17 protein-coding genes are annotated in these 17,873 nt (G+C 72.5%); 13 read left to right on the top strand and 4 right to left on the bottom strand.

Annotated features, from left to right (window positions below; genetic code table 11):
* The first annotated feature begins 255 nt into the window (after window positions 1-255).
* From AB0H21_RS29420 to AB0H21_RS29465, 10 genes are all read left to right on the top strand, one after another.
* Window positions 256-852 (top strand): hypothetical protein, encoded by a 597-nt coding sequence (locus AB0H21_RS29420; RefSeq protein WP_358522859.1) that lies wholly within the window; start codon window positions 256-258, stop codon window positions 850-852.
* On the top strand, window positions 849-1,502 hold the full coding sequence (locus AB0H21_RS29425) for an ATP-binding cassette domain-containing protein (RefSeq protein WP_358523156.1): 654 nt from the start codon (window positions 849-851) through the stop codon (window positions 1,500-1,502). Before AB0H21_RS29420 ends, AB0H21_RS29425 begins: the two co-directional genes overlap by 4 nt.
* Complete coding sequence (locus AB0H21_RS29430) at window positions 1,502-2,149, top strand: ABC transporter ATP-binding protein (RefSeq protein WP_358522861.1); 648 nt, start codon at window positions 1,502-1,504, stop codon at window positions 2,147-2,149. Before AB0H21_RS29425 ends, AB0H21_RS29430 begins: the two co-directional genes overlap by 1 nt.
* The gene (locus tag AB0H21_RS29435; protein WP_358522864.1) at window positions 2,143-4,725 is read left to right on the top strand and encodes an FtsX-like permease family protein; all 2,583 of its coding nucleotides are present in this window, start codon (window positions 2,143-2,145) and stop codon (window positions 4,723-4,725) included. The genes AB0H21_RS29430 and AB0H21_RS29435 overlap by 7 nt, the downstream gene beginning before the upstream one ends.
* A gap of 206 nt (window positions 4,726-4,931) precedes the next feature.
* On the top strand, window positions 4,932-5,801 hold the full coding sequence (locus AB0H21_RS29440) for a phosphatase PAP2 family protein (RefSeq protein WP_358522865.1): 870 nt from the start codon (window positions 4,932-4,934) through the stop codon (window positions 5,799-5,801).
* 211 nt (window positions 5,802-6,012) lie between these two features.
* Window positions 6,013-6,864: an alpha/beta hydrolase gene (locus tag AB0H21_RS29445; RefSeq protein ID WP_358522867.1), complete on the top strand. Its 852-nt coding sequence runs from the start codon at window positions 6,013-6,015 to the stop codon at window positions 6,862-6,864.
* A gap of 77 nt (window positions 6,865-6,941) precedes the next feature.
* Window positions 6,942-7,772: an SDR family oxidoreductase gene (locus tag AB0H21_RS29450; RefSeq protein ID WP_358522868.1), complete on the top strand. Its 831-nt coding sequence runs from the start codon at window positions 6,942-6,944 to the stop codon at window positions 7,770-7,772.
* Window positions 7,772-9,004, top strand: a complete 1,233-nt coding sequence (locus tag AB0H21_RS29455) for an aminotransferase class I/II-fold pyridoxal phosphate-dependent enzyme (RefSeq protein ID WP_358522870.1) — start codon at window positions 7,772-7,774, stop codon at window positions 9,002-9,004. Before AB0H21_RS29450 ends, AB0H21_RS29455 begins: the two co-directional genes overlap by 1 nt.
* A complete protein-coding gene (locus AB0H21_RS29460; protein WP_358522873.1) occupies window positions 9,001-10,071 on the top strand; it encodes a diiron oxygenase in 1,071 nt (356 codons plus the stop codon). The genes AB0H21_RS29455 and AB0H21_RS29460 overlap by 4 nt, the downstream gene beginning before the upstream one ends.
* 12 nt (window positions 10,072-10,083) lie before the next feature.
* The gene (locus AB0H21_RS29465) at window positions 10,084-10,830 is read left to right on the top strand and encodes a tryptophan 2,3-dioxygenase family protein (protein WP_358522875.1); all 747 of its coding nucleotides are present in this window, start codon (window positions 10,084-10,086) and stop codon (window positions 10,828-10,830) included.
* A gap of 44 nt (window positions 10,831-10,874) precedes the next feature.
* Here AB0H21_RS29465 and AB0H21_RS29470 read toward each other — a convergent pair whose 3' ends face one another.
* From AB0H21_RS29470 to AB0H21_RS29480, 3 genes are all read right to left on the bottom strand, one after another.
* On the bottom strand, window positions 10,875-12,350 hold the full coding sequence (locus AB0H21_RS29470) for a hypothetical protein (protein ID WP_358522878.1): 1,476 nt from the start codon (window positions 12,348-12,350) through the stop codon (window positions 10,875-10,877).
* Window positions 12,337-12,876 carry a SigE family RNA polymerase sigma factor gene (locus AB0H21_RS29475; RefSeq protein ID WP_358522881.1) on the bottom strand — a complete coding sequence of 180 codons (540 nt, stop codon included), beginning with the start codon at window positions 12,874-12,876 and terminating at the stop codon, window positions 12,337-12,339. The genes AB0H21_RS29470 and AB0H21_RS29475 overlap by 14 nt, the downstream gene beginning before the upstream one ends.
* 103 nt (window positions 12,877-12,979) lie before the next feature.
* A complete protein-coding gene (locus AB0H21_RS29480; protein WP_358522884.1) occupies window positions 12,980-14,044 on the bottom strand; it encodes a cobalamin-independent methionine synthase II family protein in 1,065 nt (354 codons plus the stop codon).
* A 459-nt stretch (window positions 14,045-14,503) separates the two neighbouring features.
* Here AB0H21_RS29480 and AB0H21_RS29485 point away from each other — a divergent pair, with 459 nt between their 5' ends.
* Complete coding sequence (locus AB0H21_RS29485) at window positions 14,504-15,493, top strand: anti-sigma factor RsbA family regulatory protein (RefSeq protein WP_358522887.1); 990 nt, start codon at window positions 14,504-14,506, stop codon at window positions 15,491-15,493.
* Here AB0H21_RS29485 and AB0H21_RS29490 read toward each other — a convergent pair.
* Window positions 15,463-16,413: a hypothetical protein gene (locus AB0H21_RS29490; RefSeq protein WP_358522890.1), complete on the bottom strand. Its 951-nt coding sequence runs from the start codon at window positions 16,411-16,413 to the stop codon at window positions 15,463-15,465. The genes AB0H21_RS29485 and AB0H21_RS29490 overlap by 31 nt on opposite strands.
* Before the next feature lie 553 nt (window positions 16,414-16,966).
* Here AB0H21_RS29490 and AB0H21_RS29495 point away from each other — a divergent pair.
* Complete coding sequence (locus AB0H21_RS29495; protein ID WP_358522893.1) at window positions 16,967-17,179, top strand: hypothetical protein; 213 nt, start codon at window positions 16,967-16,969, stop codon at window positions 17,177-17,179.
* Window positions 17,180-17,486: 307 nt separating this feature from the next.
* Window positions 17,487-17,681, top strand: coding sequence for a hypothetical protein (locus tag AB0H21_RS29500; RefSeq protein WP_358522896.1), 195 nt, complete (start codon window positions 17,487-17,489; stop codon window positions 17,679-17,681).
* The last annotated feature ends 192 nt before the right edge of the window (window positions 17,682-17,873 follow it).

Below are 17,873 nucleotides of genomic sequence, written 5' to 3' on the forward strand. Positions count from 1 at the left end.
GCATCGTGGCGGTTCGCAGGTAAGCATTCGGATAACTTTCTCCGGCACGGCCGTCGGCCTGACCGTGGGCGGCATGGCCCGTACGCCCGGCCCGGCGTCGCAGGCCGCGGACCATAGCAGGTCGCGCACGGACGCCGGCCGCGGACGGTCGCAGGTCGCGAACGAACGCCCGCGTCGCGAACGCGAATCGAACGTGAACGTCGCGTTAACCTACCGCTCAGCCGACGCTGACCCGCCCGATCCTACGTTGGCGCCATGAACGCGCGACACACCGTCCTTGCGCTGGTCGTGGCCATGGCAGCCACGGCGTGCGGCGGGAACGCCGCCGACCCGACCCCGACGGCGGCCACCGCGCCAGTGGGCCCGACCGCCACCCAGGCCACTCAGCCCGCTACTCAGGCCGCCACTCAGCCCGCCGCGCACCCGACCGAGTCCAGTCCCCCGGGCGACATCCCGGACGACACCGTCTTCCTCCCGTTCCGGCCGCAGGGCCAGGGGTACGAGGTGAAGATCCCGGAGGGGTGGGAGCGCACCGACCTGCCCACCGGCGCGAGCTTCTCCGACAAGCTGAACAGCGTCCGGATCGAGATCGGCCCGCCGTCCGACCCGCCCGGGATCGAGCGGGTGGACCAGAAGAAGGTCAGCCGCAAGGGCGGCGAGGCCGAGCTGACCCGTTACCGCGTCGACAGCGCGCCGGACCCGGTGACGAACAAGGTCATCAGGGACGAGGTCGAGCGGTACGTCTTCACCAAGGGCGGGCGCCGGGCGGTGCTCACGCTGACCGGGCCGGTCGGCGCCGACAACGTCGACCCCTGGCGGACGGTCTCCGACTCGTTCCGGTGGACGTCATGATCCTCCAGGCGGACGAGCTCTACCGCTTCTACCGCTCCGGCGACGAGGAGACGCGCGCGCTGCGCGGGGTCTCGCTGAACGTCGACGAGGGGGAGGTCGTCGCGATCAGCGGCCCGTCCGGCTCGGGCAAGTCGACGCTGCTGAACTGCGTCGCGGGCCTGGACGACCCGGACGGCGGCACGGTGCGGATCTCCGGCGAGCGGGTGAGCCACCGGAGCGAGGCCGACAAGGCGCGGCTGCGGGCGCGGCTGGTGGGCGTGGTGTTCCAGAGCGGCAACCTCATCGAGCACCTCACGGTCGCGCAGAACGCGCGGCTCGCGCAGAGCCTGGCCGCACGGCCCGACCCCGCCCATATGGCCGAGACGCTCGACCGGCTGGGCATCGCCACGCTGGCGGACGCCTGGCCCAGCCGCCTCTCGGGAGGCGAGGCGGCCCGCGCGGCGCTGGCCGTCGCGATGGCCTGCAAGCCCGTCCTGCTGGTGGCCGACGAGCCCACGGGGGAACTGGACGCGGGCAACGAGGCGTCCGTCCTGAGCCTGATCAAGGACCAGGCGTGCTACGGGGTCGCCGTCGTGATCGCCTCGCACAGCGCGGCCGTCCACCGTGTCGCCGACCGCGTCGTCCGCATCGCCGACGGACGGGTGGCGTGATGGGCACGGCCGTCGTGACCTGCCAGGATGTCGCCCGCACCTACGGCAGGGGAAGCAAGGCCGTGGTCGCCGTCCACGGCGTGAGCTGCACCCTGGCCCCCGGCGACCAGGTCGCTCTGATGGGCCCGTCCGGGTCGGGCAAGACCACGCTGCTCCACCTGCTCGCGGGCCTGGACCGGCCGACCACGGGGACCGTCGCGTGGCCCGAGCTGGACGACCGGCCCCGGGGCCGCATCGGCGTCGTCTTCCAGGGGCCCAGCCTGCTCCCTCCGCTGGACGCCGCCGAGAACGTCGCCCTGCCCCTGCTCATCGCCGGGCTCCCCGACGTCGACGCCCGGGCCATGGCGCTGCGCGCGCTGGACTCGGTGGGCATCGGCGACCTGGCGGGCAAGCTGCCGCAGGAGCTGTCCGGCGGGCAGGCGCAGCGGGTCGCCGTCGCTCGCGTCCTGGCGGGGTCCCCGCGACTGATCATCGCCGACGAGCCGACCGCGCAGCTGGACTCCGCGCTCGCGGCCCGCGTGGTGGAGCTGCTCATCACCGTCGCCCGGCGGCTGACGGCCGCGCTGGTCATCGCCACGCACGACCAGATGATCGCCGGCCTCCTGCCCATCCACTGGCGAATGCGAGACGGGGCGCTGGAATGCTGACCATCCTCTGGCTGCGCGGCCTGCTGACCCGCCGCGGCGGACGGCTCGCCGGCGCCGCCGCCGGGATCGCCCTCGCCGTGGCCCTCCCGGCCGCGCTCGGCGTGTTCCTCGCGTCCGCCAAGGCCACCATGACCACCCGCTCGGTCGCACGTGTGGCCGTCGACTGGCAGGTCGAGGCCCAGCCGGGCGCCAAGATCTCCGTACCGATGCCCGGCACCTCGCGGCAGGTGGACTTCGCCCAGTTCGACGGCCTGGAAAACCGGCAGTCCGGGCGGACCGTCCCCACGGGGCCGGGACGGGCCCTCGGCCTGCCCGGCGACTACGCGACCGTCTTCCCCGGCCAGATGAGGCTGCTCACGGGCACCGCCTCCGGCGCCCTCCTCGCCCAGCAGACCGCCGCCAACCTGCGCGCCGTCCCCGGCTCGACGATCAGCGTCCACCGGCCCGGACTCCCGGACGCCCAGGTGAAGATCGCCGGCGTGGTCGAACTGCCCGAGGCCGACTCCCTCTTCCAGCGGGTCGGCGCACCGCCCGGCGCCCAGCCCACGGCCCCGCCGGACAACGTGCTGATCCTGCCGTCGAGTGAATGGCACGCGCTGTTCGACGCGATCCCCCGCGACCGGGTGCGCACGCAGTTCCACGTACGGCTGGACCACCGCCTGCCGCCCGACCCCGCCGACGCCTACATCAAGGTCACCGGCGCCGCCCGCAACCTGGAGGTGCGCATGGCGGGCACCGGCCTGGTCGGCGACAACCTCGGCGCCGCCCTCGGCGCGGCCCGCGAGGACGCCCTCTACTCCCAGCTCCTGTTCGTCTTCCTCGGCGTCCCGGGCGTGGTGCTCGCGATCCTGCTCACGGCGTCGATCACCCGCGTCGGCGCCGTACGGCGGACCGCCGACCAAGCCCTGCTGCGCACCCGGGGCGCCTCGCCCGCGACCTTCCTGCGGCTCGCACTGGCCGAGACGCTGGCCGTGGGCGCCGCCGGCGCCGTCGTGGGCCTCGGCCTGGCCGCCCTCACCGGGTGGCTGTCGCACAGCACGGCGGGCCTCGGCGGCGCGGCCGGATGGACGATCGCCAGCGCCGTCGTCGGGCTGCTGGTCGCCTGCGGCACCGTACTGCCCGCGGCGCTGCGTCCCGCGGGCGTGGTCGCCGGGCGCGCGCCGATCACCATCGGCGGACGAATGCCGGTCCCGCTGCGCTACGGGCTCGACCTCGTCCTCATCGCCACCTCGCTGGTCGTCTTCAAGCTGACCAGCGGCACCGGCCACCAGCTCGTCCTCGTGCCCGAAGGACTGACCCAGATCTCCGTCGACTACTGGGCCTTCGCCGGGCCGGCGTTGCTGTGGGCGGGCGCGGGCCTGCTCATGTGGCGGCTCACACGCCTGCTCCTCGGCCCCGGGCGGGCCATCGTCGCCCGGCTGTCCTCACCCCTGGCCGGCCGGCTCGCCGGGACCGTCGCGGTGTCCCTGGCCCGGCAGGCCGGGCCGCTGAGCCGCGGCGTGACCATGGCCGCCCTGGCCGTCGCCTTCGTCCTGTCCACGGCCACGTTCAACGCCACCTACCGCCGGCAGGCGCTCGTGGACGCCGTGCTGACCAACGGCGCGGACGTCACCGTGACCCGGTCCACCGCCACCGAGGCCCAGCTCTCCGCCGTCCCCGGCGTGTCGGGCGTCGAACCGCTCCAGCACGGCTTCGCCTACGTCGGATCGGACCTGCAGGACCTCTACGGCGTCCGGCCCGGGACCGTCCTGGCCGCCACCCACCTGCAGGACACGTACTTCCCCGGGGACACCGCCGCCGGGGCCGTCAAGAAGCTGGCCGCGCGCCCCGACGCCCTGCTGGTCAGCCAGGAAACCGTCAACGACTTCCAACTGCGCCCCGGAGACCTGCTCCGGCTACGGACGCAGGACGGACGGATCGTCCCGTTCCACTACGCCGGCATCGTCACCGAGTTCCCCACCGCCCCCCGCGACAGCTTCCTGGTCGCCAACGCCTCCTACCTGGCCTCCGCGTGCCCCGGCGGGTGCGGCTCGACGACCTTCCTGATCTCCACCGACGGGACCGCGCCCCACGTGGTCGCCGGCCGGGTGCGGGACCGGCTCGGCCCGGACGCCGGGATCACCGACCTGGACACCACGCGCAAGGTCGTCGGCTCCAGCCTCACGGCCGTCGATCTGTCCGGGCTCAGCGCCATCGAGCTGGGGTACGGCCTGGCGCTCGCCGCCGCGGCGACCGGGCTGCTGCTGATCCTCGGCTTCACCGAGCGGCGCCGCACGTTCGCCCTGGCCCGGGTGCTGGGCGCCCGGCCGCGCCAGCTCGGCGCCTTCATCTGGACGGAGGTCGGCCTGGTCGCGCTCGGCGCGACCGTGCTCGGCGCGGCGGCGGGGTGGGCGCTGGCGCAGATGCTCGTGGTCGTCCTCACCGGTGTGTTCGATCCGGCACCCGATCAGCTCGCCGTCCCCTGGGGCCAGGTGGCCGCCATGGCGGCCGTGGGGCTGATCGTCCTACCCGCCGCCGGAGCACTCGCCCTGCGCGCGGCCCGCCGCCCGCCACTGACCGTCTTGAGGGACCTGTGAAGGGATCCGTGAACGTTGGGGGACCTATGAAGGGATCCGTGAACCTTGGGGGACCTATGAAGGGGTCCGTGAACCTTGAGGGACCTGCGAAGGGGTCCGTGAACCTTGAGGGACCTGCGAAGGGGTCCGTGAACCTTGAGGGACCTGCGAAGGGGTCCGTGAACCTTGAGGGACCTGCGAATCTTGAGGGGCCTGTGAAGGGGTCCGTGAACGCCGTCCGGCTCCTCGTGAGCGTGCTGTTGCTGTCCCTCGCCTCGCTCCTCGGGTTCGCGGCGCGCACACCCGGCTGGACGGCGCGGGACGCGGCGCTCGGCCAGGCGATCCAGTCCGTCCGGACTCCGTGGCTCACCGTGGTCGCGCGGGCGCTCGACATCGGCTTCAACCCGGTCGTCGGCACCGTCGCCGTGGCCGGCCTCGTCGCGGCGCTCGTCTTCACCGGGCGCAGGCGTGCCGCCTGGCGGACGACGGCCGTCGTGCTCGCGGGCTGGGGCGTCAGCGCCATCCTCAAGATCGCCATCGGCCGTCCCCGGCCCCCGGTCGCACACGCCCTGCTCGGCGAGCTCGGCGACAACAGCTTCCCGAGCGGCCACGTGTGCCTGACGCTGTCGATGGCGATCGCCGTCGCCCTGCTGGCCCGGCGGACACGCCACTTCCGGGCCGTCGTCGTTGGCGGCGGCCTGGTGGTGGTCGCGCAGATGCTGGCCCGGGTCTACCTGGGAGCCCACTACCCGGCCGACACCGTGGGGTCGATCATCGCGACCCCCGCCGCCGCGTACCTGGGGCTCAGCCTGGAACGGCTGCGCGCACTCGGCGTCCTCGAGCTACGCGCCACGAACCGGCACCGCGCACGAACGGCCACCCCTCCGGCGACCTCCGACGTCGCCGTACGGCGGGCAGAGCAGGGGGCGGACGGCTTCGTCGGGGGCCAGATGACGTCGGCGGTGAAGGATCGGGCGGGAATCCGCCAGCAGTCGCCTGACCGGGCACCACGAACAACGCTGTCCCGAACAAAAGCCTCATTCGGTGACGAGAAACGCCTCTCGCCATCGGGGTCAAGGAAACCTCCCAGCGATTAGCCGGTATCCGGTAGATGCGCGGGCAGGTCGAGTCCCAGACGACCGGGAAAACGTAGGGAACTCGTACGGGTGGTTCGGATCAGTTAACGGTGTGCCGGTGGTCTTCCCGGGAAAGGTGCCTGCGCGCCTCGCCCAGATGGGATCTTGGACAAGTGCGTTCATCCAGGCCCAAAGGCATATTTGCCGTGACAACGATTACCGGAGTACCCCAATGATCGCGAGAGCGGACACCCGGCCCCTGCCGGACCGCGGCTGGGGCACCGACCGGCACCGCTGGGACGAGGCATATCTGCCGGGCCTGAGCGTTTCCCCGGACCCGTTCCTCAAGGAATACGCCCATCTTTCCGAGGAGGCCCGCCACATGTCCCTGTGGCGCGACCTGGCGTACGGGCCCGGCGAGGCGGAGCGGCTGCAATTCTTCCCCGCGAAATCGCCCGGAGCACCCCTGCTGGTCTTCGTGCACGGCGGATATTGGCAGGAGCTGAGCGAGACCGATTCCACGTTCCCCGCCCCGGCTCTCGTCGCGAGCGGGGCCGCGTACGCCGCCCTCGGGTACGGCCTCGCGCCCCGATACCGGCTGGACGAGATCGTGGAGATGGCGCGGCGCGGAGTCCGGTGGCTGCGCCGAAACGCCACGGCGCTCGGCGTGGACGAACGGCGCATCGTCCTCGCCGGGCACTCGGCCGGCGCCCAGCTCGTCGCGATGTGCCTGGACGCCGAGCCGGTGAGCGCCGCCGTGCTGCTCAGCGGCCTCTACGAGCTGGAGCCCCTGCTGCACGCCTCGATCGGCCCCGCGATCCGGCTCACGGCGGACGAGGCGGAGCGCAACAGCCCGGTACGGGCGCTGCGCCCGGGCATGCCGCCGCTGCTGGCCGTGCGGGGCGCCGACGAGCCGATCGGATTCGCCGACCAGCAGGACCACCTGGTCGCCGCGGCGCGCGCGAACGGCCTGGACGTCACCGACATGGTGGTGCCCGGCCGTCACCACTTCGACCTGCCGATGGGGCTCGCCGACCCCGGCGACCCGCTGGGCCGGGCGGTGCTGGCCCTGCTCGGCGTATGAGCCCGCACATCGCACGACCTGGCATATGAGAGGCGCGAGCGGTCGGCCCGGGCCGACCGGCGGACAGGAGGCGTGCGATGCCGGCGAGATCGCGGACGGTGCTGGTGACCGGCGGTTCGGCCGGGATCGGACGGGCGTGCGTACGGCGGTTCGCCGCCGGAGGTGACCGGGTGTGGTTCACCTATCGCTCCGGCAGGTCCAGGGCCGAGGAACTCGTGGCCGAACTGGCCGACGCGGGCGCGCAGTCGGGGGCGTTCGAGTTCGACCAGGGCGAGTGGGCCAGCCACGAACAGCTTCTGGACGCGCTGCCCGGCCCCGTGGACGTGCTGGTCAACAACGCGGCCGTCGGCTCCAAGACGGTGGAGGACTACGTCCCCGGCCCCGACCACGAGCGCGTGGCCGCCTTCCTGCGCGTCAACAGCGTCGGCCCCCTGTGGCTGATCCAGCGGCTGCTGCCGGGCATGCTCGAACGCGGCTACGGCAAGGTGGTGAACGTCGCGAGCGTCGGCGGCGGCATCTCCGTGTTCCCCGGCTTCCACATCGCCGACGGCATGAGCAAGGCCGCGCTCGCCTACCTCACCAAGCAACTGGCCGCGGAGCTGGCGCACCGGCCGGTCGAGGTCTTCGCGGTCAGCCCGGGCGCGGTGGAGACGGCCATGCTGGAGGCGAGCACGCTGTCCGGGCTGACGACCGGCGAGCGGGCGGCGCTGGAGTCGCGCCTGCCCCGGGGACGGCTGCTGCAGCCCGAGGAGATCGCCGAGGTCGTGTGGTGGCTGACCGGCGACCACGCCGTGCCGCTGCACGGAGCGGTGATCGACGCGTCCATGGGCCTCGGCGTGCACCCGGGCCTGCTGACCGGCATGCCGGCCGCCGCGCCCGTGGAATCGCAACCGGAAGGCGTGCGCTGATGCTGTCGCGGACCGCCCGGCGGCTCGTCGCCGACGTCCCGGCGATCGCGGCGGCCCACTTCGAGGCCGAGGCCGACCCGTACCACGCCACCGACAACCCGGGTGGCCACGTCAACCTGGGCACCGCCGACAACCGGCTCGTGTGGGACCTGCTCGCCCCCCGCCTGGCGGAGGCCGGTCCGCCGCGCGCGCCCGACTGCCAGTACAGGCCGCTGCACGGCACCCCGGAGCTGCGGGCCGCGGTCGCCGCGCTGCTCGGGCCCCGCTGGAACACCATGATCGACCCGGACGACGTGGTGGTGGTCAGCGGCGCGACCGCCGCGCTGGACGTGCTCGCCACCGCGCTGTGCGACCCGGGCGAGGCCATCGTGGTGCCCGCGCCGTACTACGCGGCGTTCGACACCGACCTGGCGGGCCGCTCCGGCGCCCGGCTGATCCCCGCCCCGATGGACGAAGCCACCGGGTACACCCTGGATCCGGAGGCCGTAGACCGCGTGCTGAAGACGGCGCACCGCGACGGCGTGACGGTGCGCGCCGTGGCGATCACCTCGCCGTCCAACCCGGTCGGGCACGTCCACCCCGAGCCCGTGCTGCGGGAGGTGCTGCGGGTGGCGCGGGCGCACGACGTGGACGTGATCGCCGACGAGATCTACGCCCACTCGGTGTTCGGCGCGGAGCCGTTCGTCAGCATGCTCGACCCCGCCCTCTCGGGCGACCATGCCCACCGGGTGCACGGCATCTGGGGCTTCGCCAAGGACTTCGGCCTGCCGGGCCTCAAGGTGGGCGTGCTGCACACCCGCGACCCGGACGTGCGCGCCGCCGCCCGCGCGCTGGCGTACTTCGCGCCCGTCTCCACCCAGACCCAGGCCACGCTGACGCGGCTGCTCGACGACACGCTGTGGGTGCGGGACTTCCTCGACGAGTCGCGGCGCCGGCTCGGCCGCTCGTACTCGTCCGCCGCGGCCCTGCTGGCGGACGGCGGCATCCCGCACGTCGAGGCCGACGGCGGCTTCTCGATCTGGATCGACCTGAGCGAGCGCCTGCCCGACAAGACCGCCGAGGGCGAGCACGAGCTGTGGCGGCGGATCTTCCACTCCGCGCGGGTGAACATCCTGCCCGGCACGGTGTTCGGCTGCCCCCGGCCGGGCTGGTTCCGGCTCTGCCACGCCACGGACGCCGGCACGGTCGCCGCCGGCGTCGCCCGGCTCGCCAGCATGGGAGATACGACGTGAGGAGTCCCTTCGGCCAGTGGTACGAGACGGCGGGCGTCCGGACCGGGGCCCGCCGCATGTTCGCGCAGGAGACTGAGGCCGGCAAGGTCTTCTACCCCGAGCGCCTCGTTCCCTATCTGGACCACGAGGCGCTGGCCGGCCTGCCGCCCGAGCGGCGGCGCGAGCTCACCGTCCGGCACCTCTACCAGTTCCTGCTCTCCACCACGCACCTGGAGACGCGGGTCGTCAACACCACCGCCGAACTGATCGCCAACAACCGCGCCGGGCTCGACCTGCCGGTGTCCGCGCGGCTGGACGCCTTCAAGGTCTACTGCGACGAGGGCTACCACGCGCTGTACAGCCTCGACCTCGCCGGCCAGATCGCGGACGCGACCGGCATCGCGATCCCGCCATGGGACTACGGCGGCTTCGTGGACCGGCTGGAGCTGACCGGACGCGCGTTGCTGCCGGACGCGCCCGCGCTGGTGCCGCTGCTGCAGACCGTCGTGTTCGAGACGCTCATCACCGCCGTGCTCAACGAGATCCCGAACGACCCGTCCGTGGTCGGCGTCGTCCGCGACCTGACCCGCGACCACGCCAAGGACGAGGGCCGCCACCACCGCTTCTTCTCGGGCTTCTTCGCCGAGCTGTGGACCGGCATCGACCCCGGCCTGCGCGCGCCGGTGGCCCGGACGCTGCCCGCGCTCGTCCACGCATGCCTGACCTGGGACGTCGAGCCGGTGCGCGCCTCGCTCCTGCTGGCGGGCCTGGACGCCGCCACCGCGGACCAGGTCGTCGCGGACTGCTATCTCGGCGAGGCCGCGGCCGGGCAGCTCGCCGACACCTGCCAGGCCACCGTGCGGACCTTCCAGTCGGCGGGCGTGCTGGACGTCCCCGGCGCCGCCGAGGCCTTCGCCGCACACCACCTCCTGCCGTCCCCGCAGAACCCGCCGGGACGCCCCCCGTCTCCGCAGGACGCATCGGGACACCCTCCGCCTCCGCAGGACATATCTGGACGTCTTCCCTCTCCGCAGGACCCGCCGGTACAGCACCCAACGACGCGCCACCCATCGTCACCGCGGCCATGAAGGGTCGGCACCATGTCACCCACGTCACCCAGGTCGGTCTCGTCACTAACGTCACTCACGTCACTGACCTACGAGGAGTACCTGCGCCTGCCCGCCCTGCTCGACCTGCGGCGCCCGAGGTCCGTCCCCGTCGAGCACGACGAACTGCTGTTCATCACGGTGCACCAGGTATGCGAGCTGTGGTTCCGGCAGATGCTTACCGAGCTGTCCGACGCCCGCGACCACATGATGGCGGGCGACGGCTACCTTCCGCGGCTGCGGCTGCGGCGGTGCCACGTCATCGCGCGCATGCTGGTGGACCAGTTCGACATCCTCGACACGATGTCGCCGCCCGACTTCCTGCGTTTCCGTGACGCGCTCGGCTCGGCGAGCGGCGCGCAGTCGGCGCAGTTCCGCGCGATCGAGCTGCTGTCCGGCGAGCCGCGTCCCGGCGCGTCCGCGCCGACGCTGTGGGACGGTTTCCTCGCCGTCCTGGTCAAGGCGGGCTTCCGCGTGGGCACCAAGGGGGACAGGTTCGCCACGTACCTGGAGATCGCCGCGAACCGGGCCGACCACGCGGCGCTCTGGGAGCTCGCCGAGGCCCTCGTCGAGCACGACCAGGGGTGGTCGGCCTTCCGTTTCCGGCACGTGCTCATGGTCGAACGCCAGATCGGCCGCCGGGCGGGCACCGCCGGGACCACCGGCGCCGCCCACCTCACCGCCCGCCTCGGCGACCGCTTCTACCCCGAACTGTGGGAGCTGCGCTCGGCCCTGCGCTGACCCCCGCGCGGCCCCCGTGGGCGCGCGCGGGGGGTCGGGTGCCTCTAGTCCTTCGTGTGCACTGTCGACGCGCTGGGCTGTATCAAGGGCTTGAGGCCCTGCACGACGCGGTTCAGCTCCCCGGCCATGTCCGGGCTCAGCGTGACCGCGACCGCCAGGTTGCCGGTGGTGGCCGCCAGGAACTCGACCGTCCCGTCTGGACGGGTGTCCATCGCCCCTGTCAGCTTGCCGATGTCCGTCAACCGGCCCTGGTCGAAGTACCCCTCAGGCCAGCCGGAGCTCCTGACGATGGCGCCTCTGATGACCTTGACGCGCATCTCCCCGCCGGACCCGGCCGACCAGCGGCCCGTCACCGAGGTCCAGCCGTCGCCCATGTCGGTGGCGTCGGGCGTCGCGCGGGTGAGCCCGGCGGGAACGTAGGTCACCGGGACCCCGTCCACCCCGCCGCCGTCCTCGGCCGGCACCGGGTCGTCCACCGGGACGATGGCCTCGGCGATCCGGTCCAGCTCGCCCGCGAGCGGCTCGGTGACGGTCAGCAGGAAGCCGAGGCCCGGCTTCTCCACCCACATCCACACGGACGACTTCCTGCTGCCGAAGACGTCGATCACGCCGGCGTAGGCGGGCCTGCCATGCGTCGTGACCGTCCGCAACGCGGCCGCCTGTTCCTTGGTCGCGCGCGACCAGCGCACCAGGTCCTCCAGCGTCCTGGCGTCGGTACCACGCACGGCACTCAGAACCACCTCGCCGCCGTTCTCGCCGGTCCACTTCGCGGACGGCGCGTCTACCCATGCGCCGCCCTTGGTGTCGATGACCGAGAGCGGCCGGTGGTGCAGGAAGACGCCCTCGGGCAGGTAGGGAACGCGCAGCCCTTCGAGGGTGCCGCCCGCAGGGCCGCTCGGGTCGACCCACAGCCCGTCGGCGATCCTCCGCAGGTCGTCCACCCGGTTCGCGCCGACGGTCACCCGCAGGGTGAGGACGCCCATCTGTTCCAGCCAGACCAGCGTGGACGTGCCCTCCCCGGACACCGACCGGGCCACGCGCCCGCGCACCGTCGCGGGCTCGCCCGGGCCGAGGCCGACGGAACTCGCCGCGAGGCCGTCGTCCGAGAACATGCGGACGGCGTCCGAGAAGCCGTTCTCCGAGAAGCGGTACGCGGTCACGCGAACCAGATCGGGCCCCGCGCCCCAGGTGAGGCTCCTGCCGTTGAGCCGGCCGTCGCGCGCCTGGCCCTCCCTCGGGCTCCCCAGGCCCTCGGGCACGTACCGGACCCGGACCCCGGCGACGACGGAGGGCTCGTCCCGCACGCCCACCGCCACCTCCGAGCGCTTGGCGAACACCCCCTGCGCGAACACGGCCCCGGACACGGCGACCACCGCCGCCACCGCGCTCCCGATGACCCTGACCCGCACGGCCCGCCGCCGCGCCCGCCGTACGACCCGCTCGGCGAGGTCGGGCGCCGCGCGCAGGTGGCCGGTCTCCTCCCACATGGCCCGCTGCAGGTCGTCCTCAAGCATGGGCATTTCCGATCACTCCTTCCAAAGTCCCGTCGAAGTCCCCGGCGATGACCGAGCGGAGCCTGGCGAGTCCCTTCGACGCCTGGCTCTTGACGGTCCCCGCCGAGCATCCGAGGATCTCGGCGGTCTGCGCCTCGCTCAGGTCCTCCCAGTACCGCAGCACGAGCACCGCGCGCTGCCTCGGCGGCAGGCGCCGCAGGCCGTCCACGAGCACCCGCCGCAGTTCCACGTCGGTGTCGCGCGCCGGGCGGTCAGGGGGCGCGGCGGTCGGCACGATCCGCAGGATCGCCCGCCGCCGCGCCCGGCTGATCACCGTGTTGACGATGATCCTCCGGACGTAGGGCTCCGGGTCCGCCTCGTCCCACAGCCGCCCCCAGTTCCGGTACGCGCGTTCCAGCGCGACCTGGAGGACGTCCTCGGCGTCGTCGTGGGAGCCACAGGTCAGGTAGGCCATGCGTAACAGCCGCGTGCCGCTGGCCGCGACGAACTCGGTGAACGCTTCGTGCCGCGCGCTCACGCGCTCTGGTCCCATCTCATGCCCTCCAGTACGCCCCGGCCGCGCGGAAGGTTGCCCGCCGGGAACGCCAAAAGCCTCCCTCGTCCGCGGTGGGCGGCGAGGAAGGCTGCGGGCGCGGTCAGAGGCCGAGGGCCTCGGAGGCCAGGCGGGTGCCCTCGACGCGGACGGCGATCTTGGCGAACGCGGTGTCGCGGGAGGTGGAGGTGTCGTCGGCGAAAGGGGAGAAACCGCAGTCGTCGCAGGTGCCGAGCTGGTCGGGCGGGATGCGCCGCGCGGCGGCGAGCACGCGGTCGCGCACCTGCTCGGGCGTCTCGACGACGGGGTCGATCGGGTCGGTCACGCCGACGAAGACCCTGACCCCGGGGCGCAGGTTCTCGGCGATGATGCCGAGCACCCGCTCGGGGTCGGGCTCCCCGGCGAGCTGGATGTAGAAGTTGCCGGCCTTGAGCTGGAAGAGCTTCGGCAGCAGACCCGCGTAGTCGACGTCGGCGCTGTGCGTGGAGTCCTGGTCGCCGCCGGGGCAGGTGTGCACGCCGATGCGGGCCCGCTCGGCGTCGGTGAAGCGCTCCAGCACCTGGTTGTTCAGGGCGACGAAGTCGTCCAGCACCGACCCGCTGGGGTCGAGCTTGAGCGACAGCCGTCCCTCGGTGAAGTCGAGCTGGACGGCGTGCGCGCCCGCGTCCAGGCACTCGCGGATCTCGGCCTCGGCCTCGGCGGTCAGGTCGTCCAGGAACGCCTTGCGCGGGTAGCCGTCCACGCCGGCGGCCGGGTAGAGCAGGCTCAGCGCCGAGGGGGCGATGATCGCCTGCTTGACCGGGAGCGTCGTGTGGCCCCGCGCGGCGCGCAGGTAGGTGACGGCGTGCCGCTGGTAGCGGAACGGGCCGGCCGTCAGGCACGGCAGTTGGCGGGTGTGCCCGTCTGCGAACGGGATCACGGCGCCGTCGGGGGCCAGAGTGGTCAGCCCCGCGAGGGGATAGGTGACGAAGCTCGGTTTGGACTGCTCTCCGTCGACCAGCACCGGTGAGCCCGCCTGTTCGAGGCGGGCCATGGTGTCGGCAATGGCCTCGTCCTGCCGGGCGGCGAGCTCGGCGTCGCCGATCTTCCCCTCGGCGTGGCCGGAGAGGGCGGCGAGCAGGGCGGGGGGCCGGGGGATGCTGCCGATCGGTTCGGTAGGGATTCCCATGGGGCGCAGCATAAGTGGAGATCCGACCCCCCGGCAATCACGATCCGCGCCCGCCGGGTCACGGAGTGTGCGATCCGGGCCCTAGGGGCGGCCCCGGCGATCTCAGGGGGCGGTCGCGGGCGTGCGGGCACCGCCACAGCGACCGGCGCCGCACCCGGCCATGGGCCTGGTCGGCGCCATCGGCGTCCCGGAGCATGTGATCAGTTGCCTCCACGCTTTGCCTGGAGTGGGACAAATGAGGTTCACTTTGGAGGAAAGCGAGGTTTTCGCCCGTCGCCACCCGTTCGCGTGAGCTAGAGGCCGCCGCGTGAGATCGCCGCGGCACGGGGAAGTGCATATGCGGGACTACAGGGTGGTAGGCGATATGAGCTGGACGAACAAGGCGTTTCCCGGCGAGGAGCGCCGGCGAAATACCGAGGCGCGGACGGCCCGCGCCCCCTCCACTTCGGGCAACCAGCTATGAAGCAGACATCACCGGCAGCACCTGCCCAGGCCGTCGAACCGTTCCGGCACGTCGGCCTGTTCTACCGCGACGAGATCGAGTACACGTCGCGGTGCACGGCGTTCCTGCGAGAGGCGCTGGCGCTCGGCGACCCGGCCATGGTGGCCGTACCCGGCGGCGGCGAGGCGATCCGCGCGGGGCTCGGCGACGACGCCGGCCGGGTGAAGTTCGCGGACATGGCGGTCGCGGGCCGCAACCCCGGCCGCATCATCCCCTCGGTGCTGCTGGCCTTCGCCCACGCGCACCCCGGGCGCCGCGTGTGGATCATCGGGGAGCCGATCTGGAAGGGCCGCACCGAGCTGGAGTACCCGGCCTGCGCCACGCACGAGGCCCTGATCAACGCCGCGTTCGCCGGCCGGGAGGCGACCATCCTCTGCCCCTACGACGCCACGGGGTTGGAGGCGCGCGCGCTCGCCGACGCCGAGCGCACGCACCCCCTGCTCCAGGACGCGGCGGGCTCGCGGCCGAGCCCCGCCTACACCGGCCCGGCGCAGGCCGCCGCCCTGTTCGACGAGCCGCTGCCCGCGCCCCCGCCGCACGCCGCGTCCCACACGTTCAACGGCACGGGCGGGCTCCCGGGCGTGCGCGCCTTCCTCGCCGACTGCGGCGCGTCGGCGGGGCTGGACGAGTGGCGCGTCGGCGACGTCCTCATCGCGATGAACGAGCTGGCGACCAACACCGCCGAGTACACCTGCGGACCCGGAACGGTGACGGTCTGGCTCGAAGACGGCACGCTGGTGTGCCAGCTCGACGACTCGGGGCAGATCACCGACCCGCTCGCGGGGCGGATCCCCCCGCCGGACCACACCAGGCGGGGCCGCGGGCTGGTCATCGTCAACGAGCTGGCCGACCTGGTGCGGGTCCACCACCGCCCGTCGGGCACCAGCGTGCGCCTGCACTTCGATCGGGCGCGGGCCTACCAGGGGACGACGGGATACCAGCCGTAGCCGAACATCGACGGCAGGCGGATGTCCCAGTAGATCAGGGTGAACGAGCCCGCGACGAGGAAGGCGACCGCCGCCACCGTGGCCAGGCGTCCGGGCTTGGCCGCCAGCCACCGGGGGAAGCGCCCGCGCGCGGCGAGCATGAGGACGGCGAACAGCACCGCCATCACCACGATGTTGCCAAGGGACTGCAGGATGAACACCGCGGCCCCGTACAGCGGGTTGTGGATCTCGGCGGCGTACTCGAACAGCTTGTGGAACAGCGGGAACGGGCGGCCGATGAGGAAGCCGCCGACCAGCGCGCCGAGCACGACCATGCGCACGTTCGGGTAGCGGCGCTCCAGGCGCGCCAGCGGGTCGGGGAGGATCTTCAGCGAGGCCAGGCCGAGCCAGAGGAAGGCCAGCCCGACCAGCCCGAACACCACGGACGCCTGGAGCAGCCGCACGGGCAGCCCGTCGCCGATCGTCGCCTTCGAGAGCTGCGGCAGACGCTCGCCGAGGAGGGCCCCGACGGCGCCGTACACACCGCTGACGACGATCATGCCGAGCGCCAGGCGGCTGAGCGGGCGCAGCGTCTCGCGCAGGCGGTCCCGCCAGGACGCGCCCTGGCGGACCAGGGGGAGCACCGCGCCGAACGCGGCCACGTTGCAGGCGGTGAAGGTGCCGGCGAGCCCGGACACGAACGCGAAGATCGCCCCGGCGACGACGCCGGTGATGGCGGTGCCCTTGGCGTCGTAGCCGAGCAGCGTGTTGGCGACGTTGTCCCCGATGACGCTGTCGACGAAGTGGAAGGACCACAGGGAGGCGGCGACCGCGCCCGCGAGGACGCTGAGGAGGACGAGACGGGCCCGGTTCCGGGCGGCGACGGTGGAGCCAGGGGAATCAGGGGAACGGTGGCTGTCGGCGGCTTCGGTCAACGTCATGGCACACCCTCACAGACATCGAAGGTCATGGGAGTCGGGGAGGCTTTCTGATTCGATTAGCGGATCGTAGTTATGTCGTGGCATGCTGTTACCGGCACGCCCGGCGCCCAGGCGACGTCGGGCACCCTCCCCGGTCAGGCCGTGCACGCCTGACCGGTCAGCGTCCGGAGGGACGTGCTCGACGGGCCGACGACTCCAGTCGTCGGCACCAGGGCACGAAGACGATTGGTGAACACCGGGCAGCTCGTTGTGCCTTGATTCCGTGTAACGCACAGGATCGCTAAGCCAATCAGAGACGCTGGATACCGGCGGGCCCGCTGCAACTTTGCGATCGATGGAGGGCATGGTCAAGGAAATATCCCCCTATAGGGGTCCACGCGTTAGATCGGGCGGTTTAGAGCTTTTTCGCCGCTCATCGATAGGGGTGTCATGTGGGTACCGATTCCCCGGGGAGTACGCTGGGTGCGAGCGGCGGCGATTTCGGCGCGGTCAATAACACCCCGGACGGCCCTCCATGGCGCACACCGACCCAACGTGCGAGCTACACATCCGCATGACCGGGCAGGCTCACGACCAGATGCTCCGCCTGCACGGTGACCAGCCCAGCGAGGACGACCTCGCCGCCTGGATGCAGGACGGGACCGTCGTCAGGCTCCTGGTCAGCGAGACGGCGAACAGTCCGCCGCGCGTCATCTTCGTGAATTTCGGAAGTGTCGTCCTGGCATGGCTCGGCCCCTTCAGGTCCGGCGGAGGCACCGCGCTCTGACCCCTGCGGGCCCACCCCTTGATCACTATCGCCGCCCCTCCCCCGCCGGACGCGCGTACCCGCCACCGCCAGGGGAAGGCGACGCCGGGCCCCGCGGGCGGGCGCCTCTGAGGTCACAGGCGTCCGGCCGATTCCCAGCACCCCCACCAGCACACGCGAAATGCCGCTATCGAAGAACCCCCTATGAGGGGTGGCGGCGCAGAAGCGTACCGATAGAGCCTGGATAGCGACCCCTAATAACTTCGTCATTGCGAGCAGGAAAACGGCACGGACGTGAGCCACCGGCCACAGACGAGGGGTCAGCCCGATGAGCAACCACATCAAGACCACCGCCACCCGGATCATCGTTCTCGCGATCATCGCCACCGGCGGCACCGCCGCCCTCGCGACGACGGCCTTCGTGGCGACAGCGCAGCCCACCGCGGTGGTCAACCTCGCCGACGGCACCACCGCGACCCCGACTCCGACGCCGACCCAGAACGGCAACACCCCCTGGGGATGATCACCCCATCGAGCCCGGGAACATGGCGGCTGGAGCGGAGGCTCCGGCCGTTTTTGTTTTTTGGGCCCCCTATTGGCCGTCCGGCGGGCACACCGGGCCTTCGCCGAAAATCCCCGCCCTGAACGCCCGCCCGTAACGCACGATCAACCCACCGCCGTGATCGCCCGTCAAACGATAGGAATACGCGAGAAT

The organism is Sphaerisporangium sp. NPDC051011 (assembly GCF_040653595.1).
Lineage (GTDB): Bacteria > Actinomycetota > Actinomycetes > Streptosporangiales > Streptosporangiaceae > Sphaerisporangium.

What these genes read in the sequence shown, in the direction of transcription:
- AB0H21_RS29420 (WP_358522859.1), top strand. Translation starts at nt 256, where the DNA reads ATGAACGCGCGACACACCGTCCTTGCGCTGGTCGTGGCCATGGCAGCC.
- AB0H21_RS29425 (WP_358523156.1), top strand. Translation starts at nt 849, where the DNA reads ATGATCCTCCAGGCGGACGAGCTCTACCGCTTCTACCGCTCCGGCGAC.
- AB0H21_RS29430 (WP_358522861.1), top strand. Translation starts at nt 1,502, where the DNA reads ATGGGCACGGCCGTCGTGACCTGCCAGGATGTCGCCCGCACCTACGGC.
- AB0H21_RS29435 (WP_358522864.1), top strand. Translation starts at nt 2,143, where the DNA reads ATGCTGACCATCCTCTGGCTGCGCGGCCTGCTGACCCGCCGCGGCGGA.
- AB0H21_RS29445 (WP_358522867.1), top strand. Translation starts at nt 6,013, where the DNA reads ATGATCGCGAGAGCGGACACCCGGCCCCTGCCGGACCGCGGCTGGGGC.
- AB0H21_RS29450 (WP_358522868.1), top strand. Translation starts at nt 6,942, where the DNA reads ATGCCGGCGAGATCGCGGACGGTGCTGGTGACCGGCGGTTCGGCCGGG.
- AB0H21_RS29455 (WP_358522870.1), top strand. Translation starts at nt 7,772, where the DNA reads ATGCTGTCGCGGACCGCCCGGCGGCTCGTCGCCGACGTCCCGGCGATC.
- AB0H21_RS29465 (WP_358522875.1), top strand. Translation starts at nt 10,084, where the DNA reads ATGTCACCCACGTCACCCAGGTCGGTCTCGTCACTAACGTCACTCACG.
- AB0H21_RS29470 (WP_358522878.1), bottom strand. Translation starts at nt 12,350, where the DNA reads ATGCCCATGCTTGAGGACGACCTGCAGCGGGCCATGTGGGAGGAGACC.
- AB0H21_RS29475 (WP_358522881.1), bottom strand. Translation starts at nt 12,876, where the DNA reads ATGGGACCAGAGCGCGTGAGCGCGCGGCACGAAGCGTTCACCGAGTTC.
- AB0H21_RS29480 (WP_358522884.1), bottom strand. Translation starts at nt 14,044, where the DNA reads ATGGGAATCCCTACCGAACCGATCGGCAGCATCCCCCGGCCCCCCGCC.
- AB0H21_RS29485 (WP_358522887.1), top strand. Translation starts at nt 14,504, where the DNA reads ATGAAGCAGACATCACCGGCAGCACCTGCCCAGGCCGTCGAACCGTTC.
- AB0H21_RS29490 (WP_358522890.1), bottom strand. Translation starts at nt 16,413, where the DNA reads ATGACGTTGACCGAAGCCGCCGACAGCCACCGTTCCCCTGATTCCCCT.
- AB0H21_RS29495 (WP_358522893.1), top strand. Translation starts at nt 16,967, where the DNA reads ATGACCGGGCAGGCTCACGACCAGATGCTCCGCCTGCACGGTGACCAG.
- AB0H21_RS29500 (WP_358522896.1), top strand. Translation starts at nt 17,487, where the DNA reads ATGAGCAACCACATCAAGACCACCGCCACCCGGATCATCGTTCTCGCG.